15 protein-coding genes are annotated in these 16,208 nt (G+C 62.4%); 6 read left to right on the top strand and 9 right to left on the bottom strand.

Annotated features, from left to right (window positions below):
* Positions 1-298: 298 nt before the first annotated feature.
* Complete coding sequence (mgtA, locus tag GJA_RS04055) at positions 299-3,058, top strand: magnesium-translocating P-type ATPase (protein ID WP_038489067.1); 2,760 nt, start codon at positions 299-301, stop codon at positions 3,056-3,058.
* A gap of 66 nt (positions 3,059-3,124) precedes the next feature.
* Here mgtA and GJA_RS04050 read toward each other — a convergent pair whose 3' ends face one another.
* From GJA_RS04050 to GJA_RS04025, 6 genes are all read right to left on the bottom strand, one after another.
* Entirely contained in the window at positions 3,125-3,319 is a 195-nt protein-coding gene (locus GJA_RS04050; RefSeq protein ID WP_038489065.1) for a hypothetical protein, read from the bottom strand.
* An 81-nt stretch (positions 3,320-3,400) separates the two neighbouring features.
* Positions 3,401-4,303 (bottom strand): site-specific tyrosine recombinase XerD, encoded by a 903-nt coding sequence (gene xerD, locus GJA_RS04045; RefSeq protein WP_038489063.1) that lies wholly within the window; start codon positions 4,301-4,303, stop codon positions 3,401-3,403.
* Positions 4,303-4,800 carry a methylated-DNA--[protein]-cysteine S-methyltransferase gene (locus GJA_RS04040; protein WP_038489061.1) on the bottom strand — a complete coding sequence of 166 codons (498 nt, stop codon included), beginning with the start codon at positions 4,798-4,800 and terminating at the stop codon, positions 4,303-4,305. Before GJA_RS04040 ends, xerD begins: the two co-directional genes overlap by 1 nt.
* Positions 4,801-5,214: 414 nt before the next feature.
* Positions 5,215-6,495 (bottom strand): TRAP transporter large permease, encoded by a 1,281-nt coding sequence (locus GJA_RS04035; RefSeq protein WP_038489059.1) that lies wholly within the window; start codon positions 6,493-6,495, stop codon positions 5,215-5,217.
* A complete protein-coding gene (locus tag GJA_RS04030) occupies positions 6,492-7,064 on the bottom strand; it encodes a TRAP transporter small permease (RefSeq protein WP_038498635.1) in 573 nt (190 codons plus the stop codon). Before GJA_RS04030 ends, GJA_RS04035 begins: the two co-directional genes overlap by 4 nt.
* A 119-nt stretch (positions 7,065-7,183) precedes the next feature.
* Complete coding sequence (locus tag GJA_RS04025; protein WP_038489057.1) at positions 7,184-8,170, bottom strand: TRAP transporter substrate-binding protein; 987 nt, start codon at positions 8,168-8,170, stop codon at positions 7,184-7,186.
* A gap of 138 nt (positions 8,171-8,308) precedes the next feature.
* On the opposite strand from GJA_RS04025, the gene GJA_RS04020 reads away from it, so the two are divergent.
* Both GJA_RS04020 and GJA_RS04015 read left to right on the top strand, forming a co-directional pair.
* Positions 8,309-10,321: a PAS domain-containing sensor histidine kinase gene (locus tag GJA_RS04020; RefSeq protein WP_038489056.1), complete on the top strand. Its 2,013-nt coding sequence runs from the start codon at positions 8,309-8,311 to the stop codon at positions 10,319-10,321.
* Between the two features lie 11 nt (positions 10,322-10,332).
* Entirely contained in the window at positions 10,333-10,917 is a 585-nt protein-coding gene (locus tag GJA_RS04015) for a response regulator transcription factor (RefSeq protein WP_038489055.1), read from the top strand.
* Between the two features lie 278 nt (positions 10,918-11,195).
* Here the strand turns inward: GJA_RS04015 and GJA_RS27695 are convergent, their stop codons facing one another.
* The 3 genes from GJA_RS27695 to queG form a co-directional block, all read right to left on the bottom strand.
* Positions 11,196-11,372, bottom strand: a complete 177-nt coding sequence (locus GJA_RS27695; RefSeq protein WP_156484130.1) for a hypothetical protein — start codon at positions 11,370-11,372, stop codon at positions 11,196-11,198.
* A gap of 15 nt (positions 11,373-11,387) precedes the next feature.
* Complete coding sequence (locus tag GJA_RS04005) at positions 11,388-12,011, bottom strand: PadR family transcriptional regulator (protein ID WP_038489053.1); 624 nt, start codon at positions 12,009-12,011, stop codon at positions 11,388-11,390.
* A gap of 115 nt (positions 12,012-12,126) precedes the next feature.
* Positions 12,127-13,233, bottom strand: coding sequence for a tRNA epoxyqueuosine(34) reductase QueG (gene queG, locus GJA_RS04000; RefSeq protein ID WP_038489051.1), 1,107 nt, complete (start codon positions 13,231-13,233; stop codon positions 12,127-12,129).
* A gap of 218 nt (positions 13,234-13,451) precedes the next feature.
* Here queG and tsaE point away from each other — a divergent pair, with 218 nt between their 5' ends.
* From tsaE to GJA_RS03985, 3 genes are read left to right on the top strand one after another with little or no spacing between them, the layout of a single operon-like run.
* Positions 13,452-13,940 carry a tRNA (adenosine(37)-N6)-threonylcarbamoyltransferase complex ATPase subunit type 1 TsaE gene (gene tsaE / locus GJA_RS03995; RefSeq protein WP_038498632.1) on the top strand — a complete coding sequence of 163 codons (489 nt, stop codon included), beginning with the start codon at positions 13,452-13,454 and terminating at the stop codon, positions 13,938-13,940.
* Complete coding sequence (locus GJA_RS03990) at positions 13,904-15,346, top strand: N-acetylmuramoyl-L-alanine amidase (RefSeq protein WP_038489049.1); 1,443 nt, start codon at positions 13,904-13,906, stop codon at positions 15,344-15,346. Before tsaE ends, GJA_RS03990 begins: the two co-directional genes overlap by 37 nt.
* Positions 15,347-15,365: 19 nt before the next feature.
* A complete protein-coding gene (locus tag GJA_RS03985; RefSeq protein ID WP_038489047.1) occupies positions 15,366-16,202 on the top strand; it encodes a D-hexose-6-phosphate mutarotase in 837 nt (278 codons plus the stop codon).
* Positions 16,203-16,208: the final 6 nt, after the last annotated feature.

The following is a 16,208-nucleotide window of genomic DNA, read 5'->3' as shown; positions in this document are numbered from 1 at the left end:
GCGCATCAGCAGCGCGGACCAGGCGTGAGGAGGACGCGTGGCGGGCCACGCGACGACGAGCAACGCAGTCCCCGCTACTGAGGGGCGCCAGAAGAGGGCGTATTCATCTACTGGGATAGGCTCTAAGTAACCCCCAATAAATTATTGTGATTTCTGACTGCCATAACCGACGCTCTGCGGTGTTGCTCGCTGCTAGCAGTGCTCGCACTGCGTCGCAACGAGCGCCTTGCAGAGCATCCGGTTCTGTTCGTCATAAATTCACAATAATTTCCCGAGAATTACTTAACAGGAGTACAGCATGAAACTGTTCAAGAACCTGTCGGGACGGCTGCTGTCCTGGCGCGAGCTGGGCCGCAATTTTCATTTGCGGCCGATCGGCGACGCGGCCACGCCCGGCAAACTGGCGCGCGCCGTGCCGCAGCGCATGGCGAACGACTTGATGCGGGCGTCGCGGGAAGACCTGGCGGCCGTGCTGGTGCGGCTGCGCACCAGCGAACATGGCTTGAGCGGCGCGCAAGTGAAGGCGGTGCGGCTGCGCAGCGGCAGCAACCAGATCGCGCATGAAAAGCCGCTGCCATGGTGGCGCCACTTGTGGCTGTGCTACCGCAACCCGTTCAACCTGCTGCTGACGGCGCTGGTGCTGCTGTCGTTCTTCAACGACGATACCAAGGCCACCTGGGTCATCGCCAGCATGGTCTTGCTGTCGACGCTGATCCGTTTTGTCGTCGAGGGCCGTTCGCACCGCGCCGCGCTGCGCCTGCAGGTCATGGTCGGCAATACCGCCAGCGTGATCCGGCGCGACTTGTCGGATGACGCGGCGGCCGACGCGCGGCGCTACTTCAACCTGCGCATGCCGGCGCGCGCATCGCGCCAGATCGAAGTGCCGTTCAGCCAGCTGGTGCCGGGAGAAATCATCGTGCTGTCGGCCGGCGACATGATCCCGGCCGATTGCCGCGTGCTGGAAGCGAAGGATCTGTTTGTCAGCCAGGCCGCGATGACCGGCGAGTTTCTGCCGGTCGAGAAGTTCGCCGAACGGCAGCGCTTCGCCGGCGACAATCCGCTCGACCTCGACAACCTGCTGTACATGGGCACCAACGTGGTCTCGGGCAGCGCCATGGCGGTGGTGCTGGCGGTCGGCGGCGCCACCTATTTCGGCGCCATCGCGGCCCGCCTCGGCGCGGCCGGACGCGCGCCGACCGCGTTCCAGGCCGGCGTCAACAGCGTCAGCTGGCTGCTGATCCGCTTCGCGCTGGTGATGACGCCGTTCGTCTTGCTGGTCAACGGCGCGGCGCGCGGCGACTGGGGCCAGGCGTGCCTGTTCGCGCTGTCGGTGGCGGTCGGCCTGACGCCGGAAATGCTGCCGATGATCGTCACCTCGGCGCTGGCCAGGGGCGCGACGCTGCTGGCGCGCAAGCGGGTGATCGTCAAGCGCCTCGATGCGATGCAAAACTTCGGCGCGATGGATGTGCTGTGCACCGACAAGACCGGCACGCTGACGCAGGACCGGATGATACTGGCGCGCCACACCGACGCCTTCGGCGGCGACAACCCCGAGGTGTTCAGGCTGGCCTTCCTGAACAGCCATTTCCAGACCGGCTTGAAAAACCTGCTCGACACGGCGCTGCTGATGCACATGCCGGCCGAGACCGCGCTGCACATCAGGCAACAGTACGCCAAGGTCGATGAAGTGCCGTTCGACTTCCAGCGCCGCCGCATGTCGGTCATCGTCGATGACGGCAACGGCGAGCGGCAGCTGGTTTGCAAGGGCGCGGTCGAGGAAATCCTGTCGGTGTGCAGCCGGGTGCGCCAGGGCGGCGGCACGGTGGCGCTCGACAAGGGCATGCTGGAGCGGCTGCTGCGCGTCACGCGCGACTTGAACGAGGAAGGCTTGCGGGTGGTGGCGGTGGCGGTGCGCACCGCGGCGCCGGATCAAACGGTGTTCTCGGTCGATGATGAAAGCGGCCTGACGCTGGCCGGCTACCTGACCTTCGTCGATCCGCCCAAGGACAGCGCGGCGCCGGCGCTGGCGGCGCTGGCCGCCCATGGCGTGACGGTCAAGGTGCTGACCGGCGACAATGAACTGGTGACCGCCAAGATTTGCCGCGAGCTGGGGCTGGTCATCGACGGCATGGTGCTGGGACCGCAAATCGAGCGCATGAAGGATGACCAGCTGGCCCGCGTGGCACAGAAAAACACGGTCTTCGCCAGGCTGACGCCGCTGCACAAGGAGCGCCTGGTGACGGCCTTGCGCGGCAACGGCCACATCGTCGGTTTCATGGGCGACGGCATCAACGACGCGGCGGCGCTGCGCGCGGCCGACATCGGCATTTCGGTCGACAGCGCGGTCGATATCGCGCGCGAGGCGGCCGACATCATCTTGCTGGAAAAGGATTTGATGGTGCTGGAAGCGGGCGTCATCGAAGGCCGCAAGACGTTCAGCAATATGCTGAAATATATCCGCATCACGGCCAGCTCGAACTTCGGCAACGTGTTTTCGGTGCTGGTGGCCAGCGCATTCTTGCCATTCCTGCCGATGCTGCCGCTGCATTTGCTGGTGCAAAACCTGCTGTACGACATTGCCCAAATCGCCCTGCCGTTCGACCAGGTGGACCGCGAATTGCTGGCCAAACCGCTGCAATGGAATCCGCGCGGCATCGGCCGCTTCATGCTGTTCTTCGGCCCGCTCAGTTCGCTGTTCGACATGGCGACATTTGCGCTGATGTGGTTGGTGTTCGGCGCCAACACGGTGGCCAGCCAGGGCTTGTTCCAGTCGGGCTGGTTTGTGGTCGGCTTGCTGACGCAAACGCTGGTGGTGCATTTGATACGCACGCCAAAACTGCCGTTCATCCACAGCATCGCGGCATGGCCGGTGCTGGCCATGACCGGCATCGTGATGGCAGTCGGCATTTATTTGCCGATGGGACCGATGGCCGGCTATTTCAAGCTGGAAGCGTTGCCGCTGCTGTACTTCCCGTGGCTGGCCGGCATCCTGCTGTGCTACGCCATCGTGACGACCGGACTGAAGCGGTTTTATATCCGCAAGTTCGGCTGGCAATAAGATAGCCGCCCATCAAGCTTGCTTGCGGGTAATGGGTTCCCCCCATTCCCGCAAGCCCTGCTTCAATTATGCAGGCTCGGCCGGGGTATCGCCGGCAGCCGCGGCATCTTGAACAGGCTCATCTTCTGCATCCCCGCCGGCGCCGTCTTCAGGCTTGGGATTGTTCTTCGCCTCCAGCTTGCGCCTGGCTTTTTCCTCGGCTTTCTTCTTCTTTTCCAACTCTTTTTGTCGTTTTTCGTACTGGAAATTTGTCTTTGCCATTTACTACCTCTTTAGTTTTTGATATCACAAACGAATGCATATGAAGCACATTATGACGCAGATATGGCAAATGCAAATTTTTCAGCCGCGGGGATGATGCTGCGCATGCAGCAGCTTCAAGCGCTCGCGCGCCACATGGGTGTAAATTTGGGTGGTCGAAATATCTGAATGGCCCAGCAATAGTTGCACGACACGCAAGTCGGCGCCATGGTTCAGCAAATGGGTCGCGAATGCGTGGCGCAAGGTATGCGGCGACAGCGGCGCGCTGATGCCCGCCTTCAGTGCATGTTTCTTGATTAACACCCAAAACATTTGCCGCGTCATCGGCCCGCCGCGCCGCGTGACGAACAGCGCGTCATCGGCCTGGCCGCCGAGTATCAGACCGCGCGCCTCTTGCAGGTAGCGTTCGATCCACAGCCGGGCTTGCTCGCCGAAGGGCACCAGCCGCGTCTTGGCCCCCTTGCCGGTGATGCGCAGCACGCCGTCGTTCAAGCTCAGCTCGACGCTTTTCAAGTCCACCAGTTCCGACACCCGCAAGCCGCTAGCGTACATCAATTCGAGCATGGTGCGTTCGCGCAGGCCCAGCGGCGTGGACACGTCCGGCGCGGCCAGCAACGCCTCGACTTGCGCTTCGCTGAGCGTATGGACAAAGCGCGTGGCTTGTTTCGCCGACACCATCTTGAGGCAGGGATCGATGGTGATCTGTTTTTGGCGCAAGGCCATCTGGTAAAACCGTTTCAATACCGACAGGCGCCGGTTCGACGAACTGGGCTTGCTGTCTTCATGGCGCGCGGCAAAATAATCCTGCAAGTCGCTGGTGCCGACCTGCAGCAAATTGTCGCGCCCGGGCCGTGTCACTTCCAGCCAGCGCACGAACAGACGCAAGTCGCGCCGGTAAGCGTCGAGGGAATTCTTCGATAATCCATCTTCCAGCCACAGGCTGTCGCAAAACTCGTCGATCAGGGAGCCATTATCGAGCGCCATCAATACCCCTCGACGCCTTCATGGGCCAGCAGCCAGCGCTTGACGCCGAGATGAAAACCGTTGGCCTCGTCGTGGTTGGAAAAACCGCCCAGCCCGCCCGCCGCGGTGACCCGGTGGCACGGAATAATCACCGGATACCAATTCGCGCCGCAGGCCTGGCCGACCGCCTGCGCCGCCGACGGCAATTGCCTGGCCAGCTGGCCGTAGGTCGCGACGTGGCCGCGCGGGATCGCGCGGATCGCCTGCCAGACGCGGTTCTGGAACGGCGTGCCGGCCGGCGCCAGCGGCAAGTCGAAGACGAAGTCGGGATCGCTGAAATAACGCTGCAATTGCACTGCCGCCTGTTCGCTGACGCTGTCGTGGCCGTCCTTTTCGTCGAAATGCGGCGGCAGGTAAACCAGCTCGCGCAACAGGCCCGCTACGCTGCGGATGCCGACCGCGCCGAACGGCGCCGCGACGATGGCGGAAAAGAATGCGCTACCTTGTTGTTTTTTCATAACACTTGTCATTTTGCTGTGACCGAAATACCACGATCCGTGGCATACCCAGGCTGTCGATGACCCCATTTTACCCAGTTGCGGCCACGGCGCCGGGACGAAAAAAAAGCGCACCCATGGTGCGCTTCAAGTCTTGCTTCACGTCTCCGGTCGTTTGGGTTCGCCGTAGCCAGCTTGTGACTGCATGCAGCGATAACTCAACAACTTCTGTGAAACGTGTGTCTCCTCAATATATCCCCGGTATCGATACCGTTTTTATAGACCACTCCCCCACCAACTGATTTCCGAATTCTTGCTTCAAGGATAAGTAGCTTTCTTGCATATGCTTATGTACGTATCCCCGAAAAGTCGCCCATCATAACTTATTTACCAGATGGGATCGACTTTTTTTATAGTAGCGAGCGATACATTGCTTTAACCATAAATTAAATTCGGCAGCCACAGCGAGATTTGCGGTACATAGGTGATCAAGACCAGGAAGCCCAGCATCGTCATCAGCCACGGCATCACCGCCACCGTCAATTCCGAGATGCCCATCTTGGTGATGCCCGACGCCACATACAGGTTCAAGCCGACCGGCGGATGGCACAGGCCCACTTCCATATTGACGACGATCAGGATGCCGAAGTGAATCGGATCGATGCCCAGCTTGATCGCCACGGGGAACAGGATAGGCGCCATGATCAGCACGATCGACGACGGCTCCATCACGTTACCAGCCAACAACAGCAAGACATTCACCAGCAGCAAGAAGCCGATCACGCCCAGGCCCTGGCCGGTGATCCATTCCGCCATCGCTTGCGGGATGTTTTCGCTGGTCATCAAGAACGAGAACAGCACGGCGTTGGTGATGATGTACAACAGCATCGCGGACATCGATGCGGAATCGAGCAGCACCTTGCCGACTTGCTTGATCTTCAAATCCTTGTAGACGAACACCGCGATGATGAAGGCATAGACCGCCGCCATCGCCGCCGCTTCGGTCGGCGTGAACTTGCCGCTATAAATGCCGCCCATCACGATCAGGATCAGCAACAGGCCCCAGGCGCTTTTCTTGAAGGTGCTGAAACGCTCGCGCCAGGTGGCTTTCTGCATGCGCGGATAGCCTTTCTTGCGCGCGCGGAACCAAGTGGTCAGGCCCAGCAGGATGGCCAGCATCAAGCCCGGAATCACGCCGGCCATGAACAGCTTGCCGACCGAGGTATTGGTCGAGACCGAGTACATCACCATCACGATCGATGGCGGTATCAGGATGCCCAGCGCGCCGGAGGTGGTGATGATGCCGGCGCCGAACGCGCGCGGATAACCCTGCTTGACCATCGCCGGCAAGATGATGGAACCGATCGCCACCACGGTGGCGGGGCTGGAGCCGGACACGGCGGCAAACAGTGCGCAGGCCATCACGCCTGCCAGGCCGAGGCCGCCATGCCAGTGGCCGACCATCGAGCTGGCGAAGTTGATCATGCGCCTGGCCACCCCGCCATGCGTCAGGAAGTTACCCGCCAGGATGAAGAACGGGATCGCCATGATCTCGAATTTTTCAATGCCGGTAAAAATCTTCAGCGCCACCGATTCGATCGGCACGCTGGTCATCGTGAACAGGAAGGTCAACACCGTCAAGCCGAGCGAAATCGAGATCGGCATGCCGGTCAGCATCAGCGTCAGCAGCAAGACGAAAATAATCACGGTATTCATGCTTTGGCTCCTTTTTCTTCCGCCGTCAATTCGTCATCCAATCCTTCGACGTGCGAATGGTCATGTTTCGGCAGGTTGCCGGTTCGAATGAAACCCACCATCACTTGCAGGAAGCGGAAGCACATCAGGTACGAGCCCAGCGGCACCGCCAGGTAGACCAGCCACATCGGCACTTCCAGGTCGGCCGAGGTTTGTTCGGTATGGCCGATCGACCAGACGAAACTGGCGCCCAGCGTGCCGACGATGCCGGTGAACACGGCGCCGGCCAGCAGGCCGAACACGATGAATTTGTTGCGCCATGGCGTGTTCAGGCGATTGATGACGACGTCGACGCCGACGTGGATGCCGGTGCGCACGCCGTAGGCGGCGCCGAACTTGGCCATCCAGACGAACATATAGATGCACAGTTCCTGGGCCCAGCTGGTATTCACCTGGATCAGGAAATCCTGCACGCCGGGAATCGGCAAGCCGGCCAGGTAGCGGTGGATCACCGCGACGAAAATGATGAGGGTGGCCGCGCCCATCAGGGACGCGATCAGCCACTCCTCGAGACGATCAAGGAATTTCATGATGAAAACTTTCAAAAAAAGATGGAGCGCACGCGCCTGTCTTAAAAGCAGGCGCGCACGGCAAAGCCGGGCCGGCTGCCGCTGGCGCGGCAGTCAGTCCGGTTGCACCAGCAGCGGAATTACTTCGCGCTTTCCTTGTTGATGGCGGAAATCAGCTCCTTGCCGATCCGTCCTTCCATGTCTTTTTGCACCGGCGCCAGCACGCGGCGCCATTCGGCCTGCTCTTGGGGGCTGAGCGTGTAAATGGTGGTCTTGCCGGTTTTCTTGATGGCTTCCAGCGCCATGTCGTTGTCGCGCTGGGCAATGGCCTTTTCAAACGTGGTCGCCTCTTTCATGGCCTTTTCCAGTTCCATGCGTATATCCGGCGGCAAGCCATCCCAGAACTTCTTGTTGACGATGACCGCATAACCCAGGTAGCCGTGGTTGGACACGGTCACATGTTTTTGCACTTCATTCATCTTCTGGGTGTACATATTCGATGGCGGATTCTCGGTGCCGTCGACCACGCCGGTTTGCAGCGCCTGGTACACTTCCGAGAAGGCCAGCACTTGCGGGTTGGCGCCCAGCGTGCGCATTTGCGCGTCCAGCACCTTGGACGACTGGATGCGCATTTTCATGCCCTTGAAGTCGGACGGCTTGTGCAGCGGCTTGTTGGCCGACATCACTTTAAAACCGTTATCCCAGTACGCCAGGCCGGTGATGCCCTTCGGCTCCAGCTTTTTCAGCAGGCTCTTGCCGATTTCGCCTTCGGTGACGTTATACAGCGCGGTCTTGGTCGGGAAAATATACGGCAAGTCGAACGCCTCGAATTCCTTCACGCCCAGCGGACCGAACTTGGCCAGCGACGGCGCCAGCATTTGCACCGCGCCCAGCTGCAAGGCTTCCAGCTCTTCCTTATCCTTGTACAGCTGGCTGTTTGGGTACAATTCAACCTTGACCTTGCCATTGGTGGCTTTTTCCGCCAGTTGCTTGAAACGTTCCGCGGCCTGGCCCTTCGGCGTATCGGTCGCCACCACGTGGCTGAACTTGATGATGATCGGCGCTTGTGCGTAGGCGTTGATGCTGGCGGCGGCGCATAGCGCCACCAGGATGGTTTTCATTTTCAAGGCTGTCTCCGTGTGGTTATTTATGATAGATCTTTATTATTTTATTATTGCCAGATAGATATTGTTATAAATTGACAAGCACTTCTATTGTGGATAACCACAATAGCCCGCCATGACCAAAGCGCTACCCTGCCACAGATGAAAAGTCCGCATTCCCTCGCGCACCGTCTTCAATTTACCAGCCCGGTGCGCTGGCTGATGCCGGTTATTTTACTGCTGTTATTCCTGTCTGTGCTGCTGTGGCTGCCTTGGCAGGCGCGGCAGATGGAAAGCAATGAGCGCCAGGAACAATTAATTGCCGATACCTTATGGGTCGAGCAAACCATCCGCTTCCAGCTGGCGCGCGATGAAGAAAGCCTGCGCACGCTGGGCGGCGAAATCGACGCCGGCCACCTGACGCCGGAAAAACTGCAGCAGCGCCTGCAGCAATTGCTGAAGAACGGCCGCGAATTGCAGCGCGTGATCTGGATCGACCCGCGCAACAAGGTGCTGGCCGCCAGCGACAACGACGCATCCGAAGACGTGTATTTTTCGCCGGCCTCGCTGCTGGCGGCCGACAATGCGCGCCGCATCAGGAAGGCCCAGTACAGCCAGCCGGAACCGCAACTGGGCAATCCGGATGCGTCGCCGGCGACCATGCTGATGGATTATCACTTGCCGCTGTACGAGGGCAACCGCTATCTCGGCAGCCTGGTCGCGACCTATAAGATCAGCAGCCTGCTCGATGAAATGGTGCCGTGGTGGTTTGCCCAGGATAACCAGATCAGCCTGATCGACCGCGACGACAAGGTGCTGGCGCGCCGTGCCGCGGCCGGTCCCGGCCATGGCGTGTACACCCACAAGCGCGCGCTGGACGTGCCGGGCGCGTCGATCACCCTGTTTACCGACAGCGTCAAGAGCGAGCCGCGCTTGCTGCCCAACCTGCTGGTCGGCTCGGTGATCGCGCTGTCGCTGGGTTTATTGTGGAGCTTGCTGGCGCTGTGGCGCCATATTTCGCGCCGGCTGGTGGCCGAGGGCGCGCTGCGCCAGCAAATGCTGTTCCGCACCGCGATGGAAAACTCGCTGGTGACCGGCTTGCGCGCGCGCGACCTGGAAGGCCGCGTCACGTATGTGAACCCGGCGTTTTGCGAGCTGGTCGGCTATCCGGCCGAGGAAATCCTCGGCAAGCTGCCGCCGATGCCGTACTGGGCGCCGGAAGCGATGGAAGAGTACCAGGAACGTTTTACGCGGGTGCTGGCCGGCAGCGCCACGCCGCAATTCGAAACCGTGTTCCAGCGCTCCGACGGCGCGCGCCTGCCGGTGCTGATCTTCGAGTCGCCGCTGCTCGACAAGAATGGCAGGCAAACCGGCTGGATGGGCTCCTTCCTCGACATTTCCGACCGCAAGCGGGTCGAGGAATTGAACCGCCAGCAGCATGAAAAACTGCAAACCAGCGCGCGCCTGGCGACCATGGGCGAACTGGCGTCGATGCTGGCGCATGAATTGAACCAGCCGCTGGCGGCCATTTCCAGCTACACCACCGGCGCGCTGAACCTGATCGGCCGCGCCGCCGATTACGGCAAGCCGGTCGATCCGGCGCTGCTGAAACCGGCGCTGGAACAGGCCAGCGCGCAAGCGCAGCGCGCCGGCCAGATCATCCGCAGCGTGCATGGTTTCGTCAAGAAACGCGATCCGGTGCGCCAGGATGTCGCGATTCCGCTGCTGGTCGACGACATCCGCGCGCTGATCGACTTGCAGGCCCGCAAATCGTACGTGACGGTGCTGACCGACTTGCCGCCGGAATTGCCGATGGTGCGCGCCGACCGCGTGATGATCGAACAAGTGCTGCTGAACCTGACCCGCAACGCCATCGAGGCGATGCAGGAGATCGCGCCGGAGCGGCGTATCATGTGCCTGTCGGCGGTGTACGATGCGCAGGAAGAGCAAGTCACGGTGGCGGTCACCGACCAGGGCCACGGCATTGCGCAGGAAGTCGCCGAACGGCTGTTTTCGCCATTTTTCTCGACCAAGGCGGAAGGCATGGGCATGGGGCTGAACATCTGCCGCACCGCCATCGAATTCCACGGCGGCACCCTGAACCACAGCGCCAACCCGCAAGGCGGCACCATATTCAAGTTTTCCCTGCCGGCGGCGCGGCCGCGGCGGCACTGAACGGAGACACCATGCTGCACATAATAGATGACGAAGAAGTGGTACGCGATTCCCTGTCCTGGCTGGCGTCGTCGCGCAATATCGCCGCCTGCACGTACAACAGCGCGCTGCGCTTCCTGGAAGGGCTGGACGGCCAGTTCGACCCGCAGGGCGACTGCGTGCTGCTCGACGTGCGCATGCCCGACATGAACGGCATCGCGCTGTTCGACCAGCTGGTGCGGCGCGACCTGACCCAGCGCCTGCCGGTGATTTTCCTGACCGGTCACGGCGACGTGCCGATGGCGGTCGACAGCCTGAAACGCGGCGCCTTCGATTTTTTTGAAAAGCCGTTCAACGACAACGACTTGATGGACCGGGTCGAACAGGGCCTGGCCAACTCGCGCCAGGCCGGCGAGCTGGCGGCCGTGCATGCGCGGCTGGCGACGCTGTCGAGCCGCGAGCGGGAAGTGCTGGACTTGATACTGGCCGGGAAAATGAACAAGGTGGTGGCCGACAAGCTGGGCATCAGCATGCGCACGGTGGAAGTGCACCGCGCGCATATCTTCGACAAGATGCAAGTCAAGACGGCGGTCGAACTGGCCGGCCTGCTGAAATAAGCCGGCCTCCCGTCCAGCTGCTACCGCTACGCGCTCACTCGTTGTGGGTCTGGTGATGTTCGCTGGCCGTCTGGCCGGCGCCGCTTGCGCCGCCCACGACGAGGCCGGGCCGTCGCCATGCAGCATGAAATCGATATCCAGTTCCTTCGTCAGGGCATCGTAGCGGCGCCGCGTCTAATTGCGCGCGACCGGCCGCTCGCCTTCGGCATGAGTGATCGGATTCGGGCCGTTGCCCGGCACCGGCAAGACCGGCGCGCGACTGCCCGGGGCCGGGAAAATCAGCTTGACATGGTCGTCAGGCGCGCCGAGACAAACCCTTCCAGGTCGTCGCCGGTCAGCGTGACGCGCAGCATGTGGCGGCTCAGCGGTTCGGTGCGCAGCACGGTCAGCACGCGCCTTGTCAGGTCGTGGCGCACCCGGGCGATCGCGTGCCGGCGTTCGGGGATGGCGCTCAAGGTGACTCCTTTATCTCAGTCTGCATCGATGATCTGGTTGGCCGCCTGTTGCAGGATGGCGCAAACGCGCCCGGCTTCGGCTTCGTCCCAGCTGCCTTTGCGCAGCAGCAGCGCGTGTTTCAGCGTATGCATCGCCTGATGCACCCGCTCCGGCAGCGCGCGCCTGGCTTGCACCCGGGCGAACATGTCGAGCCGCGCCAGGATGCCGTCGACCTGGCTGCGGTGTTCCAGCAGATAGGCGCGGCCGATGCCGGTGATGCTGTACAGCTTCTTGCCGCCGGCGCTTTCCGCCGCCACGATCTGGTCCTGCTCTTCCAGCATGGTCAGCGTCGGATATACCGCGCCCGGGCTGGGAGCATAGGCGCCGCCGCAGCGTTCCTCGATCGCCTTGATGATGTCGTAACCGTGGCGCGGGCTGGCCTCGATCAGCGCCAGCACGATCAGCGGCAAGTCGCCGCGGCCGAACACGCGCTCGGGGCGTTCGCCGCCGCGCCCGCCACGTCCCATGCCGCCGCCCATGCCGTCGAATTCGCCATCGAAACCGCCGCGTCCGCCGCGCCCGTGCAATGCGAAGTGATCGCGCTGGCCGTGGTAGCCGTGGTAGTGCTGGCCGTGTCCGGCGTAGTGTGAGTTTCTCATGTCGCCACCCATTTAAAGATATATCGTTAGTAGATATCGACAGTTTATAACGATATATCGCTAAGTCAAGTGGCAATTTCGGGGCAGCGAAAATCGCGCCGTCATCGGCGTTTTGTCAGGTGCTGCCGGCCGCGCAGGAGCGGTGCAGCGCCAGCGCCCATGCGACGTGCTCGCGCACGATCTCCGATGGATGGTCGAGCCGCGCCGTCAATGCCGCGACGATGTCCGGCGCGCCCTTGGCCTTGACGGCTGCATTGCCCATGCCGACCGCCAGGTTGCGCAGCCAGCGTTCATGGCCGATGCGGCGGATCGCGCTGCCTTCCATGCACCGGTTGAATTGCTCCTCGGTCCAGCCGAACAGTGCGACCATGCTGGAGCCGCCGAGGCCGTTGCGCTCGTCGAAGTCCGCCACCACCGCCCGTTGCGCGAACTTATTCCACGGGCAAATGGTCTGGCAATCGTCGCAGCCATACACCCGGTTGCCGATCAGCGGCCGCATCTCCAGCGGGATGCTGCCCTTCAGTTCTATGGTCAGGTAGGAAATGCAGCGCCGCGCGTCGAGCTGCTGCGGCCCCAGGATGGCCTGGGTCGGACACACGGCGATGCAGGCCGAGCACTGGCCGCAGCGCGGCGTTTCGGGGCTGTCCACCGGCAGCGGCAAATCGACCAGGATCTCGCCGAGGAAGAAAAACGAGCCGCCCTGGCGGTTGATCAGCAAGGTATGCTTGCCGCGCCAGCCCAGGCCGGCCTTTTCGGCCAGCGCCACTTCCATCACCGGCGCCGAATCGCTGAACACCCGAAAACCGAATGCGCCGATCTCGCCCTCGATGCGTTCGGCCAGCTGCTGCAAGCGCGAGCGCATCACTTTATGATAGTCGCGGCCGCGCGCATACACCGAGATCACGGCGGCCGCCGGATCGTCCTGGCGCGCCGCTTCGTCGCGCCGCCAGTCGGGGCCCAGCGCCGGCGGCAGGTAGTTCATGCGCGCGCTGATCACGCGCACCGTGCCCGGCACCAGTTCGGCCGGCCGCGCGCGTTTCATGCCGTGGCTTGCCATATAATCCATCTGACCGTGATAACCGGCGTCCAGCCACGCCTGCAAGCCGGCCTCCTGGTGGCTCAGATCGATGTCGGCGATGCGCACCTCGGCAAAACCGAGTTCCCTGCCCCAGCTCTTGATGGTGCGCGCCAGTTCGATCAGATCGGGTTCGGTGGTGCTCATGCCGGGACGTCGTTCTCGCGGTTACAATGGATCATTACAATGGATAAAGCCGCAGCCGCGCGCCCGATCCAACTTGGAGTGCCTGACAAAATGTCCATGGCTTCGTTATATCACCTTGCCGTACTCTCGTACTGTCTGCGGCGATACGCCTTGCCCTGAACATTCTGTCAGACACTCATATTTAAAACGATAAGACCACATTTTATTCGATGCAGCCGATGACCGCCCATTTCAAAGCCCACCTCAACGATGAAGCCGGCACCGCAGCCCTGGGCGCGGCGCTGGCGCGCGCCCTGGCGCCCGGCCTGGCGATCTACCTGCACGGCGACCTTGGCGCCGGCAAGACCGCGCTGACGCGCGCGCTGCTGCACGCGGCCGGCCATGCCGGCCATGTCAAAAGCCCGACCTATACCTTGTCCGAACCGTACACCGTGCAACTCGATGGCCGCGCCGTCAACCTGATCCATTTCGACCTGTACCGCATGGGCAGTCCGGAAGAATTCCTCGACGCGGGCTTCCGCGAAGACTTCGACGGCGACAATATCTGCATCGTCGAATGGCCGGAAAAAGCCGACCCGGTCTTGCCGCCGGCCGATTTGAATATATTTCTTGAGGTCGCCGGGCATGGTCGTGATGTAGAATTGCAGGCGTCGTCTGAACTGGGTCTGTCATGCCTCAACCGTCTCAAATTCGCACCGAACCTTTAATTGCCTCGCCGGCCACCCGGCGCACGGTGCTGAAGGCCGGCGCCACCCTGTTGCTGTCCGTGCTGGCGCCGCTGCCGGCGATGGCCGCCCAGATTCTCGCCGTGCGGGTCTGGCCGGCCGAAGATTACACCCGCGTCACGCTGGAAAACGACAGCGTCCTGAAAACCACCCATTTCATCGTCAAGGACCCGGAACGGCTGGTGGTCGACATCGAAGGCCTGGAACTGAGCCCGACGCTGAAAGGCCTGGTGGCCAAGATCCAGTCCGGCGACCCGTATATCAAACAGGTGCGGGTCGGCCAGAACCGGCCCAACGTGGTGCGGCTGGTGTTCGACCTGAAGGAAGAAGTCACGCCGCAGCTGTTTACGCTGCCGCCGGCCGGCTCGTACAACCATCGCCTGATCTTCGACCTGTATCCGGTCAGGCAAGCCGACCCGATCGCCCGCCTGATCGAAAAAGGCGAATGGTCGAGCGACCCGGATAACCCGGTCAAGCCGCCGATGCCGGACCTGCGGCCGGACATCGCCAATGCGCCGGTGGTAGCGGCGACCACGCCGGCCCCGGTCCCGGCGCCAGCCGCACCGGCGCCTATCACCGCCCCGGCGACTATCGCTGCACCGGCGCCGGAGGTGGCGGCGGTGCCGCCGAAGCCGGAGCCGCGGCCGGACAACAAGCCCGTGCCTGGCCAGAAAATCACGCGCATCCTGACCGTTGCGCTCGACCCCGGCCATGGCGGCGAAGATCCGGGCGCCACCGGCAATCGCGGCAGCCGCGAAAAAGACGTGGTGCTGGCGATCGCCAAGCGCCTCAAGACCAAGCTGGAAGAACAATCGAATATCCGCGTGATGCTGACGCGCGACGCCGACTTTTTCGTGCCGCTGCAAATGCGCGTCGAGAAAGCCCGCAAGGTGCAGGCCGACCTGTTCGTGTCGATCCACGCCGACGCCTTCATCCAGCCGAGCGCACGCGGCTCGTCGGTGTTCGTGCTGTCTGAAAAAGGCGCCACCTCGACCGCCGCGCGCTGGCTGGCCAACAAGGAAAACGAAGCCGACACCATCGGCGGCGTCAACGTCAAGAGCCACGACAAGCAATTGGCCAGCGTGCTGTTCGACCTGTCGACCACGGCGCAGATCAATGACAGCATGAAGCTCGGCAATGCGGTGCTGAGTGAAATCGGCGGCATCAACCGGCTGCACAAGGGTTCGGTCGAACAGGCCGGCTTCGCGGTATTGAAGGCGCCGGACATTCCGTCGATCCTGATCGAAACCGCCTTCATTTCGAACCCGGAAGAAGAAGCGCGGCTGACCGACAACCGCTACCAGGACCAGTTGGCCGACGCCATCGTCAAGGGCATCAAGCGTTATCTCGCGAAAAACCCGCCGCTGGCCAAGAACCGCCTGACTTGACTATCACGGAACTTCCTCGATGAGCATGACCACCTTCGGCGCGCTGCCCGCAGTGCGCATCAGCGCGCCGGACGGCGCCCACGCCACCGTCACGCTGTACGGCGGCCACCTGGTGTCGTGGACAACCGCGGACGGCCAGGAGCGGCTGTTCTGCAGCGCGCTGTCGGCGCTCGACGGCAGCAAGGCGATCCGTGGCGGCGTGCCGCTGATCTTTCCCCAATTCAGCGAACGCGGCACCGGCTTGCGCCACGGTTTTGCGCGCATCGCCCACTGGCGCCTGAGCGGCAATGGCAGCGACGACGACGGTGCTTACGCCGAATTCAGCCTGGCCCCATCCGACTTGCCGGCGCCGCTGGCGTCGGCCTGGCCGTTCGCATTCGCACTGACCCTGCGCGTGACCTTGCACGGCAATCGGCTGGCCATCGATTTCACGGTCGCGAACACCGGTACCCAAGCGTTCCCGTTTTCGGCGGCGCTGCACAGCTATCACCAGGTCGGCGACTTCCAGTCCAGCCGCCTGGCGGGTTTGCAAGACGTGCATTTTTCAGACCCGCAGCACAGCGACGCCATCCAGCGCGAAGCGGTGCTGTCCTTCGACGACAAGCTGGACCGGCTCTACCGCCAGGTGCCGGGGCCGCTGACCCTGAGCGCGGGCGACGCCACGCTGCAACTGGAGCAGCAGGGGTTTACCGACGCGGTGGTGTGGAATCCCGGCGCGGCCGACAGCCGGGCCTTGAACGACATGAGCGACGATGAATACCGGCGCTTTATCTGCATCGAGGCGGCGCTGATCGCACCGGCCACGCTGGCGCCCGGCCAAAGCTGGTCGGGCCGCCAGCAGCTCAACTGGTCCTAAACGGCA

Source organism: Janthinobacterium agaricidamnosum NBRC 102515 = DSM 9628 (genome assembly GCF_000723165.1).
GTDB lineage: Bacteria > Pseudomonadota > Gammaproteobacteria > Burkholderiales > Burkholderiaceae_D > Janthinobacterium > Janthinobacterium agaricidamnosum.
Note: the sequence above shows the minus strand (reverse complement) of the source record. Positions and strands in the feature narration are given on the sequence as shown.

What these genes read in the sequence shown, in the direction of transcription:
- mgtA (WP_038489067.1), top strand. Translation starts at nt 299, where the DNA reads ATGAAACTGTTCAAGAACCTGTCGGGACGGCTGCTGTCCTGGCGCGAG.
- GJA_RS04050 (WP_038489065.1), bottom strand. Translation starts at nt 3,319, where the DNA reads ATGGCAAAGACAAATTTCCAGTACGAAAAACGACAAAAAGAGTTGGAA.
- xerD (WP_038489063.1), bottom strand. Translation starts at nt 4,303, where the DNA reads ATGGCGCTCGATAATGGCTCCCTGATCGACGAGTTTTGCGACAGCCTG.
- GJA_RS04040 (WP_038489061.1), bottom strand. Translation starts at nt 4,800, where the DNA reads ATGAAAAAACAACAAGGTAGCGCATTCTTTTCCGCCATCGTCGCGGCG.
- GJA_RS04035 (WP_038489059.1), bottom strand. Translation starts at nt 6,495, where the DNA reads ATGAATACCGTGATTATTTTCGTCTTGCTGCTGACGCTGATGCTGACC.
- GJA_RS04030 (WP_038498635.1), bottom strand. Translation starts at nt 7,064, where the DNA reads ATGAAATTCCTTGATCGTCTCGAGGAGTGGCTGATCGCGTCCCTGATG.
- GJA_RS04020 (WP_038489056.1), top strand. Translation starts at nt 8,309, where the DNA reads ATGAAAAGTCCGCATTCCCTCGCGCACCGTCTTCAATTTACCAGCCCG.
- GJA_RS04015 (WP_038489055.1), top strand. Translation starts at nt 10,333, where the DNA reads ATGCTGCACATAATAGATGACGAAGAAGTGGTACGCGATTCCCTGTCC.
- GJA_RS04005 (WP_038489053.1), bottom strand. Translation starts at nt 12,011, where the DNA reads ATGAGAAACTCACACTACGCCGGACACGGCCAGCACTACCACGGCTAC.
- queG (WP_038489051.1), bottom strand. Translation starts at nt 13,233, where the DNA reads ATGAGCACCACCGAACCCGATCTGATCGAACTGGCGCGCACCATCAAG.
- tsaE (WP_038498632.1), top strand. Translation starts at nt 13,452, where the DNA reads ATGACCGCCCATTTCAAAGCCCACCTCAACGATGAAGCCGGCACCGCA.
- GJA_RS03990 (WP_038489049.1), top strand. Translation starts at nt 13,904, where the DNA reads ATGCCTCAACCGTCTCAAATTCGCACCGAACCTTTAATTGCCTCGCCG.
- GJA_RS03985 (WP_038489047.1), top strand. Translation starts at nt 15,366, where the DNA reads ATGAGCATGACCACCTTCGGCGCGCTGCCCGCAGTGCGCATCAGCGCG.